A 15,489-nucleotide genomic window follows, 5' to 3' on the forward strand; every position below is an offset into this window, starting at 1 on the left:
TTGCCAATGGCTGGCCAAACAGCGATATCGACGCCCTCATGCCATGGAATTACCAGCGCTGAACGGCCTCAGCTGCCCGCTTACGATTCGCCGGCAGAAAGCATCTTGCGGATGGACCTCGCGCCAATGCCGTTGACATTTAGCGTCGCGACTGCGGTGTTCTCTGCCACTGCCTTAACAGACAGGATGCCCCCGTTGGCCTAGGTGACGAAGACGAGTTTGGCCGCCACGGCGAGGGCACTGCCCGTCCCGCCTGCCGTCAGCGCGCCGCCGGTATCGAAATTCAGCCATGTGCGCCATCATCTCGCGGCGCCCTCCCAGCGCTCATGGCTGATAGCGCCGGGCGGGTGAACAGGGCTCGGAATTGCTCCTCCGCACGTCGCAGTCCTTCATCTGTCAGAACCACTGACTTCGCCTTGTTTGCTGGATTCGCGATCAGCCCCTTCTCGTGCAAGCGATCCAGAGCGTTCCAATCCAAACCCTTCCAGGCGCGCCTCTCTTCATGCAGCGTCAGCCAAAGCAGGCCCAGAACGGCTTCGTCGATCTTGTCGGTGTCGATCTCCATGCAAGCAGTCTAACACGCGAAAGGGCCTCTGCCACGATCCACACCGGATAGTTACTGCCTGCCACGAGCGTTCGGCTGAAAATAAGTGCTTCACTCAGGCGTCGCATGCGCGACAGCGTCATTTGCGCGGGCGACGAGCCGGGATGGGAGCGGAGTTCATCATGGTGCCTAAGCGGCCGTGGCAGCCTTGCCGCTGGCAATGAAATGCGGATTGGCGAAATCCTCGTCGTCGCTCTGGTTGCGCTTACCGCAGGCGAGCGGCGCGCTATCGAGCGTGCGCGTCATGCCACCGGCAGCGCACAGCACCGCGTCACCCGCCGCGGTGTCCTATTCCATAGTGCGGCCGAAACGCGGATACGTTTGGCGGGACACTTTCTTTTCCGACGCGCTCTCCGGCCGCAGAAGTCTCAACCTTGCCAGAGGTGAATTTTTGACCCCTGAGCGGTTATCGCGGAGCGCATTCCGGGCCACAACCGGCTTTGCGACATCCCCTTCACTGATTCACTGCCCGTCTAGCCAGAATGCGAAATCTGCTGTGAGGGTCGGGGCTTAGCAACAACCGCTCAAGGTCGGTCCGACGTTGCAGGGCTGACGTGTTTTCATCGAGCCAAGACGGACTCTAGTACCGTGCCGGGAATGAGCTATAGTTCAGATACTGTGACGGCCGGGCGCTTGCACAATGGCTGGACTGGGTGAACAGATTGCGCGTCAGCAGCGCACCATGGGACCGCTCCTGGTGGCCGCAGTGGTCATCGGCCTTATCGGTCTGCCCGTCGCCGCCTGGCTCGACCTCCGAGACCTATCGGAACGGATGCTGCGCAGGCAAGCCAGCGAAATCAGCCGGATCATCGACGAAATGCGCGGATTCTACGGCAGCGACGTCGTGGGACGCGTGCTGCAAGCAGACGGCGCCGTGACTGCGACGCACAATTACCGGGACGTGCCAGGTGCGATCCCTATTCCAGCAACCCTCTCGATCGAACTCGGCAAGCGCATCAGCGCTCACGACGGGTCCGTCAAATATCGGTTCGTCTCGGATCTGCCTTTCAAGGTCGCGCCCCCCACCAGCTCGATGTATTCGAGCGGAATGCAATCTTGGCTTTGCGCGCCAACCCGAAGGTGCCGATCATCGAAGTCTCGGGTTCACTGTTTGACCGGCAGGTCCGCGCCGCGGCCCCTGTTGTAATGGGACAGGTCTGCGTGACCTGCCATAACTCACACCCGGACAGCCCTAAGACGGACTGGAAGGTAGGGGATGTCCGAGGGATCCAGGAGATATCAGTCAATCAGCCTATTGCTGCCAACGTCCTCACCTTCAAGTATCTGCTCCTATATTTCGGCTTCTCGGCGGCGGCGGGCCTGACGTTCATTCTCCTGCAGCGTCGGCAGTCCGCGTTGATTCAGGGCATCAACAAGGAGCTTTCCGAGGCAAACGACTTCCTGGCCGCGATTTCATTGAAGATCGCCAAATATCTTTCGCCTCAAATTTACAAAAGCATCTTCAGCGGCCAGAAGGACGTCACCATCGCCACCGAGCGCAAGAAGCTCACGATCTTTTTCTCCGATGTCAAGGATTTCACCGCGATCGTGGAACGGCTCCAGCCCGAGGACCTGACGCTTCTCCTCAACGAGTACTTCACCGAGATGTCGACGATCGCGCTCAAACACGGCGCCACCGTCGACAAGTTCATCGGCGACGCGCTTCTTGTGTTCTTCGGAGACCCCGAGACGCAAGGCATCGAGGAAGACGCGAGAGCCTGCTTGCGCATGGCTGTCGACATGCAGCGTCGGCTGGAGCAGTTGAACAGGGTGTGGCATGACCGCGGAGTTGAACGGCCCTTCCGAGCTCGCATGGGCATCAACACGGGCTATTGCAATGTTGGGAACTTCGGTTCCGATGATCGGATGGACTACACGATCATCGGAGCCGAAGCGAACTTGGCGGCCCGTCTGCAGTCGATTGCCGAGCCCGGCGGCATCTGCCTCAGCTATGAGACTTACGCGCTCGTGCGCGACCTTGTCCGGGCGCGTCCGTTAGCACCGATTGCCATGAAGGGGATCAGCCGGGAGGTTGTGCCCTATGAAGTTGAGGGCCTCCTGGGTGAACTCGCCCAGCGCCCTCAGGTCATCAGCGAGCACGCGACTGGCCTCGACTTGTTCCTCGATGTTGAGGCAATCGACGAGAACGGGGTCGAGCGGGCGAAGAAACGACTTTCGGAGGCGCTCCTGGCCTTAACCATCCGAAGCAAGCCCGCTGCATTTTAGGTTCTTGAGATGCAATCTGGACCGTGGAACGGGCAACCTACTTTTGTTCCGTGACAGTCGGCTAAACCGTCGCACTAATGGGGAGCGCGACAAGCCGGTAAGCGACGTTTGCGCTCTGCCTCGCGAGACTGTGGCACTCACGCAGCCTCGATGTCGGTCTGCGGAAAGTTGGCGCCTTTGAACATTAATGGCTGGTCAAAATGCCGGGCACAAGCATAGGCGAAGCAGTCACCAAAGTTCAGCCGCGCCGGGTGCCGGCCCTTGCCGAAGCGATCGAAAGCGTCAAGCGCGAGTCGAGCCGTGTTCGGCGGCACCGCGACCATGTCAATCTCCATCAACGAGAGATAGCTTTCCACGGCCTCGGCCGCCTCGCTGATTGCCAAGTCCAAGACTCTCGCGACCGCGATTGCAGCCTCCCATACCGCGAGTGGCGAGGTCAGCCGCTTTCTGGTCTGCTGCATGCGTGCAAGGAGTTCGCGCGCATCATCCTCGTTGGTCATCAGCGCCGTCAGGGCCGAGGCGTCGATGAACATCAGTCATTCTCGTACAGGCTGTCGCGAAACGCCTTGTCGGCGGGCCTGCCGTGATCAGGCTTGCCCCGGGCTCGCAGATCACGGCAGAACTTGACGCCGATCTCCACCAGGGACGGCCTAGCCTGTTCGCGCTCAAGCTCATGCTTGAGCGCGGCATGGACGGCCTCTGTCAGACCAGTCCTCTTAAGCGCGGCGACCCGGCGGGCCAGCGCGTCGGTCTCGCGATTCTTGATGTGGAACGCCATCACTCGCTCGTATAGCCGTCCAAGTGTATCGGTATATAGCAATTGGATACACCGTGTGAAGGCCCCGCAGCATCGACCGAACACGAAGCGAATCGCCACGCCGACCCAACTGTAGGCTGGATGGGGATCGTACCGTTGTGTTTACAGATCTCGAGCAGTACTGAGGTCGCTTCCATACTTGTAACACCCGCACTTTCGTACGGGTCTGGAACTGCGCAATCATCGTCTAGCCAGATCCAGCAGCCTTGCCGCTTGCGATAAAATGCGGGTTGGCGAAATCCTCGTCGTCACTCTGGTTGCGCTTGCCGTAGGCGAGCGGTGCACCATCCAGCGTGCGCGTCATGCCGCCGGCAGCGCGTAGCACCGCGTCACCCGCGGCAGTGTCCCATTCCATGGTGCGGCCGAAACGTGGATAGACGTCCGCCTCGGCGCCGGCGAGGAGGCAGAATTTCAGCGATGAGCCGACTGAGACGATCTCGGCCGCGCCAAGCGCGCGGATATAGGCGTCGGTTTCCGGCGTGTTGTGGGACCGGCTGGCAACGACGGTCAGCGGCACCATACCGGCCCTCGCCGAAATCGGCCGGCGATCGACGATCTCATAGTCGTCATTGATCTCGATCGCTTCCGCTTTGCCCGGCCGGCCGGAAAAGAAGCGGCCGGTGCAAGGCGCGAAGACGACCCCGATCTCCGGCACGCCGTGGCGAACCAGCGCGATGTTAACTGTGAAATCGGTCCTGCGGTTGACGAACTCCTTGGTGCCGTCGAGCGGATCGATGAGGAAGAAGGCGTCGCCGAGATCCGGCGCCATGATGCCGGCCGACGCTTCCTCCTCGGCCACACATGGAATCTCGGGAAATGCGGCGCGCAGCCCGGCAAGGATGATCTTCTCGCTCTCGCGATCTGCCTCCGTCACCGGCGAACTGTCCGACTTCTGGTCGACCGCACAGCCGGCGCGAAAGACGCGCATCACCTCGCGCCCCGCCGCCAAGGCAAGGTGCTCGAAGACGGCGAGCATCGCTTCGTCGTCAGATACCGCCGCCGCTGTCATATTGGTCTTCGGCAATGTCGCGCTCGATCAGCCAGTGTTCCAGGGCGTCCACCATCTCCTCGGCCGATCTGCCGAGTGTCTTGAGATGGATTTCGGGTTTTTCCGGCACCTCATACGGTGAATCGACGCCGGTAAAATTCTTGATCTCGCCATTCAACGCCCGCGCATAAAGGCCCTTCGGATCGCGCCTGGCGCATTCCTCGAAGGGTGTGTCGACAAACACCTCGACGAATTCGCCGTCGGCCATCAGTTCGCGTGCCATGCGCCGCTCGGCGCTGAACGGCGAAATGAACGACACGATGACGGTCAGCCCGGCGTCGGCCATCAGGCGCGCCACTTCGGCGACGCGGCGAATGTTTTCGACACGATCGGCGTCGGTGAAGCCGAGATCGCGGTTGAGGCCGTGACGGACGTTGTCGCCATCCAGAATGTAGGTATGGCGCCCGGTGGCGAAGAGCTTCTTTTCGAACAGATTGGCGATGGTCGACTTGCCCGAGCCCGAGAGCCCGGTGAACCAGAACACCGCCGGCCGCTGGTTCTTCATATCGGCGCGGGCGCGTTTGCCGACATCGAGCGACTGCCAGTGGATGTTTTCGGCGCGGCGCAGCGAATGCAGGATCATGCCGGCGCCGACCGTGGCATTGGTGATGCGGTCGATCAGGATGAAGGCGCCGGTGGTGCGGTTCTCGGCAAACGGGTCGAAGGCGATCGGCGACCGCGTCGAGATGTTGCAGATGCCGACTTCATTCATTTCAAGCGACTTGGCCGCCTCATGGGCAAAGTCGTTGACGTTGACCCGGTATTTCAAGTCGGTGACGGTGGCGCTGGTCTGGTCGGTCTCGGTGCGCAGGATGTAGGAACGGCCGGGCAGCAGCGCATGCTCGTCGAACCAGACAATGTTGGCTGCAAACTGGTCGGCGACCTGCGGCCGCGCTGCCGGCGACACAAGCATATTGCCGCGCGAGACCTCGACCTCGTCGTCGAGGACAAGGGTGATGGCTTGGCCGGCGACGGCCTGCTGGAGGTCGCCGCCATGCGAGACGATGCGCCTGACGCGGGAGGATTTGCCGGATTTGGCGACGACCACCTCGTCGCCTGGCGCAACCGAGCCGGAGGCGATGGTGCCGGCGAAACCGCGAAAATCGAGATTGGGACGGTTCACATATTGGACAGGAAACCGGAACGGCAATTCGACCGCGGTCTCGTCAACCGAGACGGTTTCGAGATGTTCGATCAGCGTCGGGCCGGAATACCACTCTGTCCTGTCGGAACGGCCAGTAACGTTGTCGCCGTAGCGGGCCGACATCGGAATGGGCACGATTGTCTGGAAGCCGAGCTCACGTGAGAACCGCCAGTAATCCGTGACGATCCGTTCGAAAACCGCCTCGTCGAAACCGACAAGATCGATCTTGTTGACGGCGAGCACGATGTGGCGAATGCCCAGAAGCGAGGCAATGATCGAATGCCGCCTTGTCTGGCGCAGCACGCCCTGGCGGGCATCGATCAGCACGATGGCGAGATCGGCAGTCGATGCACCCGTCGCCATGTTGCGGGTGTATTGTTCGTGGCCGGGCGTGTCGGCGACGATGAACTTGCGCTTCGGCGTGGCGAAGAAGCGATAGGCGACGTCGATAGTAATGCCCTGCTCGCGCTCGGCCTCGAGGCCGTCGACCAGCAGCGCGAAGTCGACGTCGTCGCCGGTCGTGCCGTGCTTGCGCGAGTCGCGCTCGAGCGCCGCCAACTGGTCCTCGAAAATCTGCTTGGTATCGGAAAGCAGACGCCCGATCAGCGTCGACTTGCCGTCGTCGACCGAGCCGCAGGTCAGGAAGCGCAGAAGCGACTTTCGTTCCTGCGCCGCCAGATAGTCGCGGACGCCGTCGGTCGGGGCGAGGCTCTTGGCCATGATGTGGCGCATACTCAGAAATACCCCTCGCGCTTCTTCTTTTCCATCGAGCCGGCTTCATCACGGTCGATCAGGCGACCTTGCCGCTCGGAAGTGCGCGCCGTGAGCATCTCGCCGACTATCGCCTCCAGAGTGTCGGCTTCCGAGTCGATCGCGCCGGTCAGCGGATAGCAGCCGAGCGTGCGGAACCGCACCATCCGGTTCTCAACCGCCTCGCCGGGCCGCAGCTGCATGCGCTCGTCATCCCTCAGGATAAGCATGCCATCGCGCTCGACGACCGGCCGCTCCTTGGCCAGATACAGCGGCACGATTGGGATGTCTTCCTGGAGAATGTACTGCCAGATGTCGAGCTCGGTCCAGTTCGACAACGGGAACACCCGGATCGATTCACTGGCAGCGATGCGGGTGTTGAAAATCTTCCACATCTCCGGCCGCTGGTTCTTCGGATCCCAGGCATGCTGGGCGTTGCGGAACGAGAAGATGCGCTCCTTGGCGCGCGACTTCTCCTCATCGCGTCGCGCGCCGCCGAAGGCAGCGTCAAACTCGTATTTGTCGAGCGCCTGCCGCAGCGCCATCGTCTTCATCACATGCGTATGGATGTTGGAGCCGTGGTCGAACGGATTGATGTTGTCGCGCACGCCGTCTTCATTGACATGGACCAGGAGATCGAAGCCGAGCTTTTGCTGCATCTGGTCGCGAAAGGCGATCATTTCGCGGAATTTCCAGGTCGTGTCGACATGAAGAAAGGGGAAAGGCGGCTTGGCCGGAAAAAACGCCTTCATCGCCAGGTGCATGAGCACGGACGAATCCTTGCCGACCGAATAGAGCATCACCGGCTTGGCGAAAGCCGCGGCGACCTCGCGAAAGATATGAATGGATTCAGCCTCAAGCCGCTGAAGGTGCGTAAGCGCGATGGTCATGGACTGTGAGCGTTCTTTCGTGCCATCCACAGAAGAGCTGTAACGGGCGCGATCTTCAGCCGCCCGGTTCAAGCTGCACTTCTGGACAATCTATTTTCGTGCGGGCGTTCTAGCAGATCGTTCCTGCCCAGAACAATGCAAGACAAGCCTGCAGTCGAATGGTTCGGGAATGAATTTTCCATAGAGCCGGCAAAATCGGGAAATTTCTGCTCAGCGACCAGTTGCGCTTGAAAGGGGTAGGAAAATATTGCCTGGGCTTGGGAAGCTGAGAGCCATGAGCCGGCGGTCAGGGCGCTCGTCTGACAATCGTCCGCCTCATTCAGCCGACGGCCGCCGTGGCGACGAGGTCGCTAGGATGAAGTTCCGATGGGAACATGAAGCTTGTCACCGTTGTGATCGATCTCGATCATCTCACTCTTGCGGCTCAAGCGTTCCGCAAATCCTTTGTGGAAGATGATGGCGTTCATATAGGCAAAGGTCATCGCCAGCGCCTCGGTTCGCAGCGGATAGTCGACCAGTGAATGAATGAGAAGGAACGATGCAGAGAGAAATGCAGCCTTCTGAAATGAGTCGCGGCGAACTCTAGCCAATGCAGTCAAAAGCAATCCCAAATAACCTATCATCAGAAGGATAGCAGGAATCCCGCCCTCGAAGGCAATCTCAAGATATTCATTATGGGCATGGTTCACATATTGTTTGAAAATCATGCCCTCCCTTTCGTATATCTGATAGGCTTTCTGGAAATTTCCGAATCCAACGCCCGTCACCCAATTGTCTTTGATGCCCTCGATTGTGGTTCTCGCAAACTCTACTCGTCCAAAAGCCGGATCGAGCTCCTGTGCATCTATCTTGGTCCAGGCGCTTATGGTGTAAATCGAAAGCCCGATAAAAACGAGGAGAACGCCGAAACCACTCGCCCTCGAACGGGCAGATAGAAAGATGACAGACAACACGGTGATCGCCAATCCAATCAAAACGCCGGCGCGGGAGCCGGCGGCCAAAAGAAGCAGCAAAAGCGCGATCAAGCCGAAGGATCCGGACAAAAGGTGTCCGCGGAACAAACCATAATAGACGACGAAAGGAATGGAGACAAAAAGCAAAGCCGAAAAATGATTCGGATTGGCAAAAAGCCCGGCATTGATCGTAAACGGCAACAGCCCGACAATAGCGGCGTGGTCGGAGAGCGAATATTGAATGGCTCCCGCCAAACCGTTGCAAATAACACCGATGAAAAAAAACGGTAGGAGCGCACTGACCTGCTCGGCACGCAAACGCAATACAGCCAAAAAAAACGCCGCCGCAGCCAAGAGATAGAGCAGACTTTCGATCGTGCGGCCAACCCCAACGCTGATGAAGCGAAATCGACTTTCTCCAGCCCAGGGATCTCCGAGCAGCAGCTCCGGCCTCAACCCGTCGAATATCGCCGCCGGCAGTGGGACGATTTGCAAAAAGTTCAGCGCCACGGCGAAGATCAGCAGCCATAGAACAGAATGCGGGCTTCTCTCGCCAGAGGTTTGGGTGAAGACAGCGGCCGCCGAAACAATGGCCGCGACCTCGATCAGAGTCTCCGTATAGAGGCCGCTCGCTGTACCCCCGCCGATCAGCAGGGATACAAACAGGACCGAGCCGAGGAGATATTTATCCCATTCCGACGGCCGGTCCTTCAAGATGCAAGTCTCTCGATGCTCAATTTGTGCATTACCAAGGTGCCGACATATCGAAATCGCCAGCTCTCGGCAATGGCGGCGGTCTGCAGCGTCAATAGTTGCATGGGGCAGCCAGCCGGTCCAACTGAGAAATCCTGGCTCAGATTTTGACGGTTGAATGTGCCCTCTGGAATATTGAAACGTGCAATTTCGCCGGCCGGCCCGAGGCATCTGATCGACCAGAACAATTCCTTTGGAAGTTTCAGGTTTCGTGCAGAGGCTACGAGGGAAATCTTATACGAGCCTGGGGGCAGCGCAACATATTGCTGAAGAGCTGTATTCTTGACCGGAGTGTTCAAGAACCGGACCGTCGCCCCGCCCTCTCCTTCTACGGCATTCTGGGATGGTGCGAATGCAATTTCCAGGCCCGATTGATCACGGACCTGCCAATCGAAAGGCTTGCCGCCCGACCCGGGTTCGAAGGTGCTGTTGAAAATATATCCGCCCAACTTCCGTTCTTGGTCAGTTAGAGTGAAAAGAAACAGGCGGTATGCCGGCTCATATTCTCCCTGTACGATATAGCCGGCAATCACGGTCGTCAGTTCGCTCGACGTTGGCGGTGCTCTTGATCCGGTTAAATCGAGCAACAGCTGATTTGCGATGTCGAGCCCCTCGGGGGTTTTGTTAAGAGCGCGGAACAGACCGCCTCGCCAGGGCGCTTCCGACCTGATGGCCGTCAGCACCGCCTGGAACCCCTCAGGATTTGAGAGAATTTTTGGCATACCTTCGGCGATCGCCGAAAATTGGTCCGGCCATCGCCGTAGCAATATGTCGATCTCGCCAACGGCCTTTGACAAATCACCCGATTCTATCGCGCGGCTGATTGATCTCTGCAGCGCATGAATTTCTGTTTTGGACAATTTTCGGGCTTGATCGAAGAGCTGGTAGGCCTCGTCTTTTTCGCCCTGCCGGTATTTGATCTCGCCTATTAGACTGTACAGCCGCGCGTCCCCCAGATCGAAGGCGAGCGCACCTCTAGCCTTGGCAAGCAATGCATCCAAATCAGGAGCATTGCTCGTGTCGTTCAGGTCACCGGTGATTTCAGCTATCAATGCGTCGACGTTGAACGGATCCAGCGCAAGGGAAACGGCCGGTGTTTCTGTTTCAAGAAATCGACTTAGCCCGATCGAGGAAGCCGCCAACACTAGAACGGACGCGACGAACCAAACGACTGAATGTCGGAGACTTTGCATAAGCGGGTTGGCTAGCTCCACCATCGACTTTGCCCTCAATCTTCGGAGCACCCGTGTCCGTGCCGTAGTTGTAGTACTGATAGTTCATGTATTTATAGGCGTAGTTGTAATCGAACTTGTTCACCGCAAACTTTGACATCGCGGCTCCGACTACGTTCGCGCCAGCGGCGCGCAGGCGCTTCAACGCCGTCTTGGCCGACTTGCGCGTCACCTGACTGGTAGAGATGACCATCAATGTACCTTCAGCAAGCCTGCTGAGGATCGGAGCATCCGAGAGGCCGACCACCGGCGGCGCGTCGATGATGACAAGGTCGAAGCGCTTGCCGAGGCTTGTGAGGATCAGAGCCATTTTCGGTGACGAGAGGAGATCCGCAGGGTTTGGGGGGATCGTTCCAGAGGTGAGAACGGTCACGTTCGGAAATTTCGTCCCCCTGAAGATGCTCGCCAGATCCTCTCTGCGGACGGTATTTGTCAAGAGATTGCTTAGTCCGATCGTGTTGTCGAGGCCAAACAGGCGATGAAGATTCGGCTTTCGAAGATCGCCGTCCACGATGAGAACTCTTGCACCGAGCGCACCAAAATCCTGGCCGAGCTTGAACGACGTCGTTGACTTGCCTTCGGAAGGTTCAGAACTCGTAACAAGCAACGACCGTGGCGCGCCTTCCGCACCGGAGAATTGCAACGATGTGCGAAGCGATCGATAAGCCTCCGACAATCCGGATTTCTGATCGGCGATGCTCGCTGTCAATTCTCGGTCATCAACCAGCGGCAAGATACCAAGCATCGGCAACCCCAGTTCCTTTTCGATCTGCTCGGGATTAGCAAAAGTATTATTCAAAAGCTCAATAGCGTAGATAATCGCAGCACTCAAGGCCATAAACACAGCCATTGCAATCGCAAGATTGATGCTTAGGCGTGGCGAATAGGGAGAATTCGGCTGTGCAGCAAAATCAACGATTGCAGCGCTCTGTGTCTTAAGTTCAGAGCTGACACCGACCTCATTTAGCTTAGCAATAAGGCTGTCATATTGCGACCGGTTCGAATCCACTTCGCGCTTCAGGATCGTGTACTTGATGTTCTTGTCGTTGAACACAACCTGCTGCTTTTCCATTTCGGCAAGTTTGGTCTTAAGATCGGCCTCCTTATTCTGCGCCTCCTGATATTTCAACCGCAGCGAATCCGTTATGGCTAGGACACCGTTATTATACAGCCGCTGCAACTCCTTGATCTGCGACTGGAGCTGCTGCATTTCCGGAAAACCAGGCTTCAAAACCCCTAATTTCTGCTGGTATTGGCTGGTCAAATCCGCCAGCTTCTCGCTGAGCGCTTGCAGCCCTTTACTTTCCAAGACTGGGCTGAGGCTTGATCCGCGGCCCTTGTCGATCTGGTCGACCATCCGTCCAGCATCGAGACGTTCTTGAATAGCCGTCGCGAGCGCTGTGTTTAGGGCCTCGATATTTGACCCTATCAGCGATTTGTCGTCGCCGGTTATCGTGATGCCAGCATCTTTGGCATATCCGACCAATTCCTCTTCCGATTTCTGGAGCTTTTGCTTTACCTGCAAAACCTGCTCCTGGATGAATTGCCGTGCCAGGTCCGAGGTCTCACTGGTTTGATCGAGGCGTTGGTCAATAAAGCTTTGCGCAATCTGATTGGCTACATCGCTTGCATATTTTGGATTTTGATCGACAAAGGTGATAGACAGCAGGCTTGTGTTGGGGACTAGATTGACCGTGAGGTCGTTTATAACTCGTCGGATCGCAATGTCTTCGCGTTGCTCCGGGGTTCTGTCTTGAATAGAAGGCGATTTCGAAATCCTGAACGCACGATAGAAGATGTTGCTCAGAGAGAAGTCAGCGGTCGGAAACAGGAACTCCGGCTTTTCGCTCAGCCCCAATTGGAATACTACGCGCTGCGCCAATGCACGGCTTTTGAGCTTTTCACGGGCTGTCAGAAAAGCACGGACGTCAGCGTTTTCAGAAACCACCTCAATGTCCTGAAAGACCTTAGCAGAAGGAACCAGCACTTCCAATTGCGTTGTTGCCTGATACTTCGGCGTCTGCATCATGGTAATGATGATACCGGCGACTAGCCCAGCAGCTGCCAGCATAACGATTAGCCACCGGTACTGGACAACGTAAAACAACAGTCTTAGCGGATTAAAGCCCTCCTCCTGCTCAGAGTAATCGCGACCGTAGGGGCCATAGTTTTGGGGACCGTCATAATACTGATCTGCAGACAGGGCTTGACCATGTCGGGGAGCCGCAATTTGATGCTGCCTGTTGCGATCGAGCATAGTGCGAAATGATCCTACGTTTGCCTATGATTTGAATGAGCGGAAAGCATCTATGGAATCACACTAAGTCGAGCTGCACTTGAAGCAATGCCGAGAGCGTCCTTAAGATTGTTCATCGCGATTTTCGATTTCGAGGCAAAGACGACGACCTTGTCACCGCCGTAGACGCGCGGATTGCGGGCCTTGCCGGCACGAATGGCCTCCACGTTGTAATTTGCGACCAGCGTGTTTGGGCCAATGTTGCGGTAGACGAAGACTTTGCTCGCATCTCCTATGGGACTGAAATTCGCCGCCAAAGCAACGGCGTCCAGAAGAGTGGAATTGCTCGACACGGGATATATACCAGCCCTATTGACCTCTCCGTCGACGGTAATGCGCTGTCCGATCGATTCTTTGACGAAAATAGTCACATCAGGTGACTGCAGGTATTTGGCGCCATAGGCAGTTTCGACTTCCTGTTCCAACTGACGGACGGTTTTTCCTGCGGCGGCGATGGTTCCGATAAGCGGAAGCGAAATCTGCCCGCCAGCATCGACTTGAACCGTTCTGTTCAAATTGTCGACCTGGAACACGTTCACCTCCAGCACATCGTTCGGAGATAGCGGCTGCTCGCTCCCATTCTGGGTGTTTTGCGGCGCAGGCAGATCCTTTACCATCTGCAGTGCGCCGCCGCCCGATAGTGGCGTGGATGATGATGTCAATTGCAGCGCATCAACGGACGAGGATGGTGTCGTCGACGAAGTGCTCGTGCATGCCGACATCGCGAGTGAAGCGAGCAAGACCAAAACCGTGCCCTTATGGTTTGCGAAACGGAAAATGCCCATCACGCAGTCCCGCCCTTGAACAACCGGCCCAATCCTCCAAAGCGGCTGGCGTTACCGGCGTTTGGCTTCGGCGGACGTGCCTTTCCGATCGGTTCGATGGGCCGGTTCGCCAATATCTCACCTGGACGTTTCAACACCATATTGCGGGCCTCGTCTTCGCCACATCGCTTGGCAGCAGCGGCAACCGCTTGCGAAAGCCCAGGGCGACGGCGCGTAGCGCTATGCGTGTCCGATGCGATAATGTCCACCCTGCCCTCGTCAATCAGCTTTTCCGAATAATAAAGCGCCGTGCGCCCAAAAGCACCAACAATCGAGTCTGCGGTCAGCTGGATAAGGCAGCCCACTGCATTCAGCCTCTCGATAACGTCGTAATTCGTTTTGATCCAGGTCAAACGCTCAGGATGTGTAAGAATCGGAATGAAACCGGCGTTTATGAGGCGTAGAGCAAGATCCTCCATTCGTGGAGGTAAAACATGATGCGGCGGTTCGAACAGAAAATAGCGGGACCTGTTTAAAGTTGGCACACTGCCGGCCGCCAATTGTTCGGGAAGATCAGGCGCTATATGAACATCGGCGCCAACGTAAAGAGCAAGCGGAATGGCGGCGTGGCGCAGCGCCTGGTGCAACTCTTGAACCGCCCGGACGATGTTCGATGTTCCGTTTTCGTATACGCCCGGTGTGACGTGCGGCGTGCACGCCATGTGTGTCGTTCCGTCGGCTACCGCCAGTCGAGCCATTTCCAGCGATTCGGCAAGATTGGGTGAGCCGTCGTCGAGGCCTGGCAAGATGTGGGAATGTAGATCGATCATGGGCGCTTGTGGCTGCAACGAAGCAAGATGGCGACGTCAGCGCAAAAAACCACAAATGCGTTACCCGCAGTGCAGCGAGTTACGCGTCTGTCAAGCTCATGCAATAGGATGAATGCCGGGTCCCAGTTACTGGCTGACAGAGTCGTCATCATGCAGGCCGATGATCAGCGCCGCACCGCCGCTTAAAGCGCCATATACCCGCACGAAAGGGCCGGAACTCAAACAGATGACGCCTGCAATCGCCGATACACAAAAGAAAATGGGACCAAGCGAATGGCGCACCTTCATCCTCTAGCAACGTGCGGCCTGACCAACCAACGCAATCCGCCCAAGACGTTCATTTTGGCGCCAGATCAACAGCAACAGGCCGATACAGCTAACAAATTCGCGAAGCCAGATCCGTCCGAACGGAAGCATGTCCACCAACACCAACGGCCTTGCGCATCAGCAAGAACGGCACAGCAGAGGCGCCCGCCTCTGCTGCTGCGGGCTGTCGGGCCACTCGCTTATTGGCTGACGCCGTGGTGCTTATTCGCCGTTGCGGCCAGAATACCGGCCCCAAGAGCCATGCCGCCAAAGATGAAGAGCGGCGTTTTGTCGTTGTTGTTGTCGTTGGCATTGCCCGTCTGGGCGGTCTTCTCAGAACCCAGGACGTTGAGGCAAATCTTGTTCTCGACGCGCGAGATATCGAGCGTCGAATTCGCGGGGACGCTCAGATTACAGCCACCGACCCGAACCGAAGCCGAGCCCTTGCCGCCAACCACGACACGGCTGCCGAAGTCCAGCGCGCCGCCCGATTGTGCAGGGCCGTAGCCAGCCACCTGCGAGACCATCACGTCGCCATTGACGTTGCCGATCGATCCAATCGGATTTGCACCCTGATAGGCAGTTGTACACGTGCACGATGCATCCTGCGCGAAAGACGACACCGGGGCGAAGCCGGCCAACACAACTCCGACCAACGCGCTTCTCAACATTTGGTTCATCCGCAACTATCCTTCTGTCCTACGTTACCTGAGGCCCACCCAAGCACCAAGCTACTGGTTCAGCGCGTAACAGCTTTTTGAGCCAATTCCAACTCATATCGCAAATGCGAGATAATTTTTGGTTTCGGTGTGGTTGATTGAACACACTCTTAGAATATCGCAATTTATCATCTTTACAGCCGGCCGCGATTGCGGG

General features: G+C 57.5%; 14 protein-coding genes and 1 pseudogene. 2 read left to right on the forward strand and 13 right to left on the reverse strand.

Annotated elements, in window-relative coordinates; translation table 11 throughout:
• Positions 1–283 precede the first annotated feature (283 nt).
• On the reverse strand, positions 284–565 hold the full coding sequence (locus NKH70_RS29350) for a DUF6429 family protein (protein ID WP_353026761.1): 282 nt from the start codon (positions 563–565) through the stop codon (positions 284–286).
• Positions 566–733: 168 nt separating this feature from the next.
• Positions 734–922, reverse strand: a pseudogene (locus NKH70_RS29355) (3'(2'),5'-bisphosphate nucleotidase CysQ); the annotation flags it as partial.
• 507 nt (positions 923–1,429) lie between these two features.
• Between NKH70_RS29355 and NKH70_RS29360 the strand changes: the two are divergent.
• Complete coding sequence (locus NKH70_RS29360) at positions 1,430–2,830, forward strand: adenylate/guanylate cyclase domain-containing protein (RefSeq protein WP_353026843.1); 1,401 nt, start codon at positions 1,430–1,432, stop codon at positions 2,828–2,830.
• Between the two features lie 137 nt (positions 2,831–2,967).
• Here the strand turns inward: NKH70_RS29360 and NKH70_RS29365 are convergent, their stop codons facing one another.
• The 10 genes from NKH70_RS29365 to NKH70_RS29410 form a co-directional block, all read right to left on the reverse strand.
• The gene (locus NKH70_RS29365) at positions 2,968–3,363 is read right to left on the reverse strand and encodes a type II toxin-antitoxin system VapC family toxin (protein ID WP_353026763.1); all 396 of its coding nucleotides are present in this window, start codon (positions 3,361–3,363) and stop codon (positions 2,968–2,970) included.
• On the reverse strand, positions 3,363–3,608 hold the full coding sequence (locus tag NKH70_RS29370; RefSeq protein WP_353026765.1) for a type II toxin-antitoxin system VapB family antitoxin: 246 nt from the start codon (positions 3,606–3,608) through the stop codon (positions 3,363–3,365). The genes NKH70_RS29365 and NKH70_RS29370 overlap by 1 nt, the downstream gene beginning before the upstream one ends.
• A 226-nt stretch (positions 3,609–3,834) precedes the next feature.
• On the reverse strand, positions 3,835–4,623 hold the full coding sequence (gene cysQ / locus NKH70_RS29375; RefSeq protein ID WP_353026845.1) for a 3'(2'),5'-bisphosphate nucleotidase CysQ: 789 nt from the start codon (positions 4,621–4,623) through the stop codon (positions 3,835–3,837).
• Between the two features lie 10 nt (positions 4,624–4,633).
• Positions 4,634–6,571, reverse strand: coding sequence for a sulfate adenylyltransferase subunit CysN (gene cysN, locus NKH70_RS29380; protein ID WP_353026767.1), 1,938 nt, complete (start codon positions 6,569–6,571; stop codon positions 4,634–4,636).
• Between the two features lie 2 nt (positions 6,572–6,573).
• Positions 6,574–7,479 (reverse strand): sulfate adenylyltransferase subunit CysD, encoded by a 906-nt coding sequence (cysD, locus tag NKH70_RS29385; protein WP_353026769.1) that lies wholly within the window; start codon positions 7,477–7,479, stop codon positions 6,574–6,576.
• Positions 7,480–7,829: 350 nt separating this feature from the next.
• Positions 7,830–9,146, reverse strand: coding sequence for an O-antigen ligase family protein (locus NKH70_RS29390; protein WP_353026771.1), 1,317 nt, complete (start codon positions 9,144–9,146; stop codon positions 7,830–7,832).
• Positions 9,143–10,330 (reverse strand): tetratricopeptide repeat protein, encoded by a 1,188-nt coding sequence (locus NKH70_RS29395; protein WP_353026772.1) that lies wholly within the window; start codon positions 10,328–10,330, stop codon positions 9,143–9,145. The genes NKH70_RS29390 and NKH70_RS29395 overlap by 4 nt, the downstream gene beginning before the upstream one ends.
• Positions 10,290–12,674 (reverse strand): GumC family protein, encoded by a 2,385-nt coding sequence (locus NKH70_RS29400; protein ID WP_353026774.1) that lies wholly within the window; start codon positions 12,672–12,674, stop codon positions 10,290–10,292. The genes NKH70_RS29395 and NKH70_RS29400 overlap by 41 nt, the downstream gene beginning before the upstream one ends.
• A 50-nt stretch (positions 12,675–12,724) precedes the next feature.
• Complete coding sequence (locus NKH70_RS29405; protein WP_353026775.1) at positions 12,725–13,498, reverse strand: polysaccharide biosynthesis/export family protein; 774 nt, start codon at positions 13,496–13,498, stop codon at positions 12,725–12,727.
• Positions 13,498–14,307, reverse strand: coding sequence for a tyrosine-protein phosphatase (locus NKH70_RS29410; protein ID WP_353026776.1), 810 nt, complete (start codon positions 14,305–14,307; stop codon positions 13,498–13,500). Before NKH70_RS29410 ends, NKH70_RS29405 begins: the two co-directional genes overlap by 1 nt.
• A 160-nt stretch (positions 14,308–14,467) precedes the next feature.
• Between NKH70_RS29410 and NKH70_RS29415 the strand changes: the two genes are divergently transcribed.
• Positions 14,468–14,602, forward strand: coding sequence for a hypothetical protein (locus tag NKH70_RS29415; protein ID WP_353026778.1), 135 nt, complete (start codon positions 14,468–14,470; stop codon positions 14,600–14,602).
• A gap of 211 nt (positions 14,603–14,813) precedes the next feature.
• Here the strand turns inward: NKH70_RS29415 and NKH70_RS29420 are convergent, their stop codons facing one another.
• Entirely contained in the window at positions 14,814–15,293 is a 480-nt protein-coding gene (locus tag NKH70_RS29420; RefSeq protein WP_353026780.1) for a hypothetical protein, read from the reverse strand.
• Positions 15,294–15,489 lie beyond the last annotated feature (196 nt).

It is taken from the genome of Mesorhizobium sp. M0991, assembly GCF_040318915.1.
Taxonomy (GTDB): domain Bacteria; phylum Pseudomonadota; class Alphaproteobacteria; order Rhizobiales; family Rhizobiaceae; genus Mesorhizobium.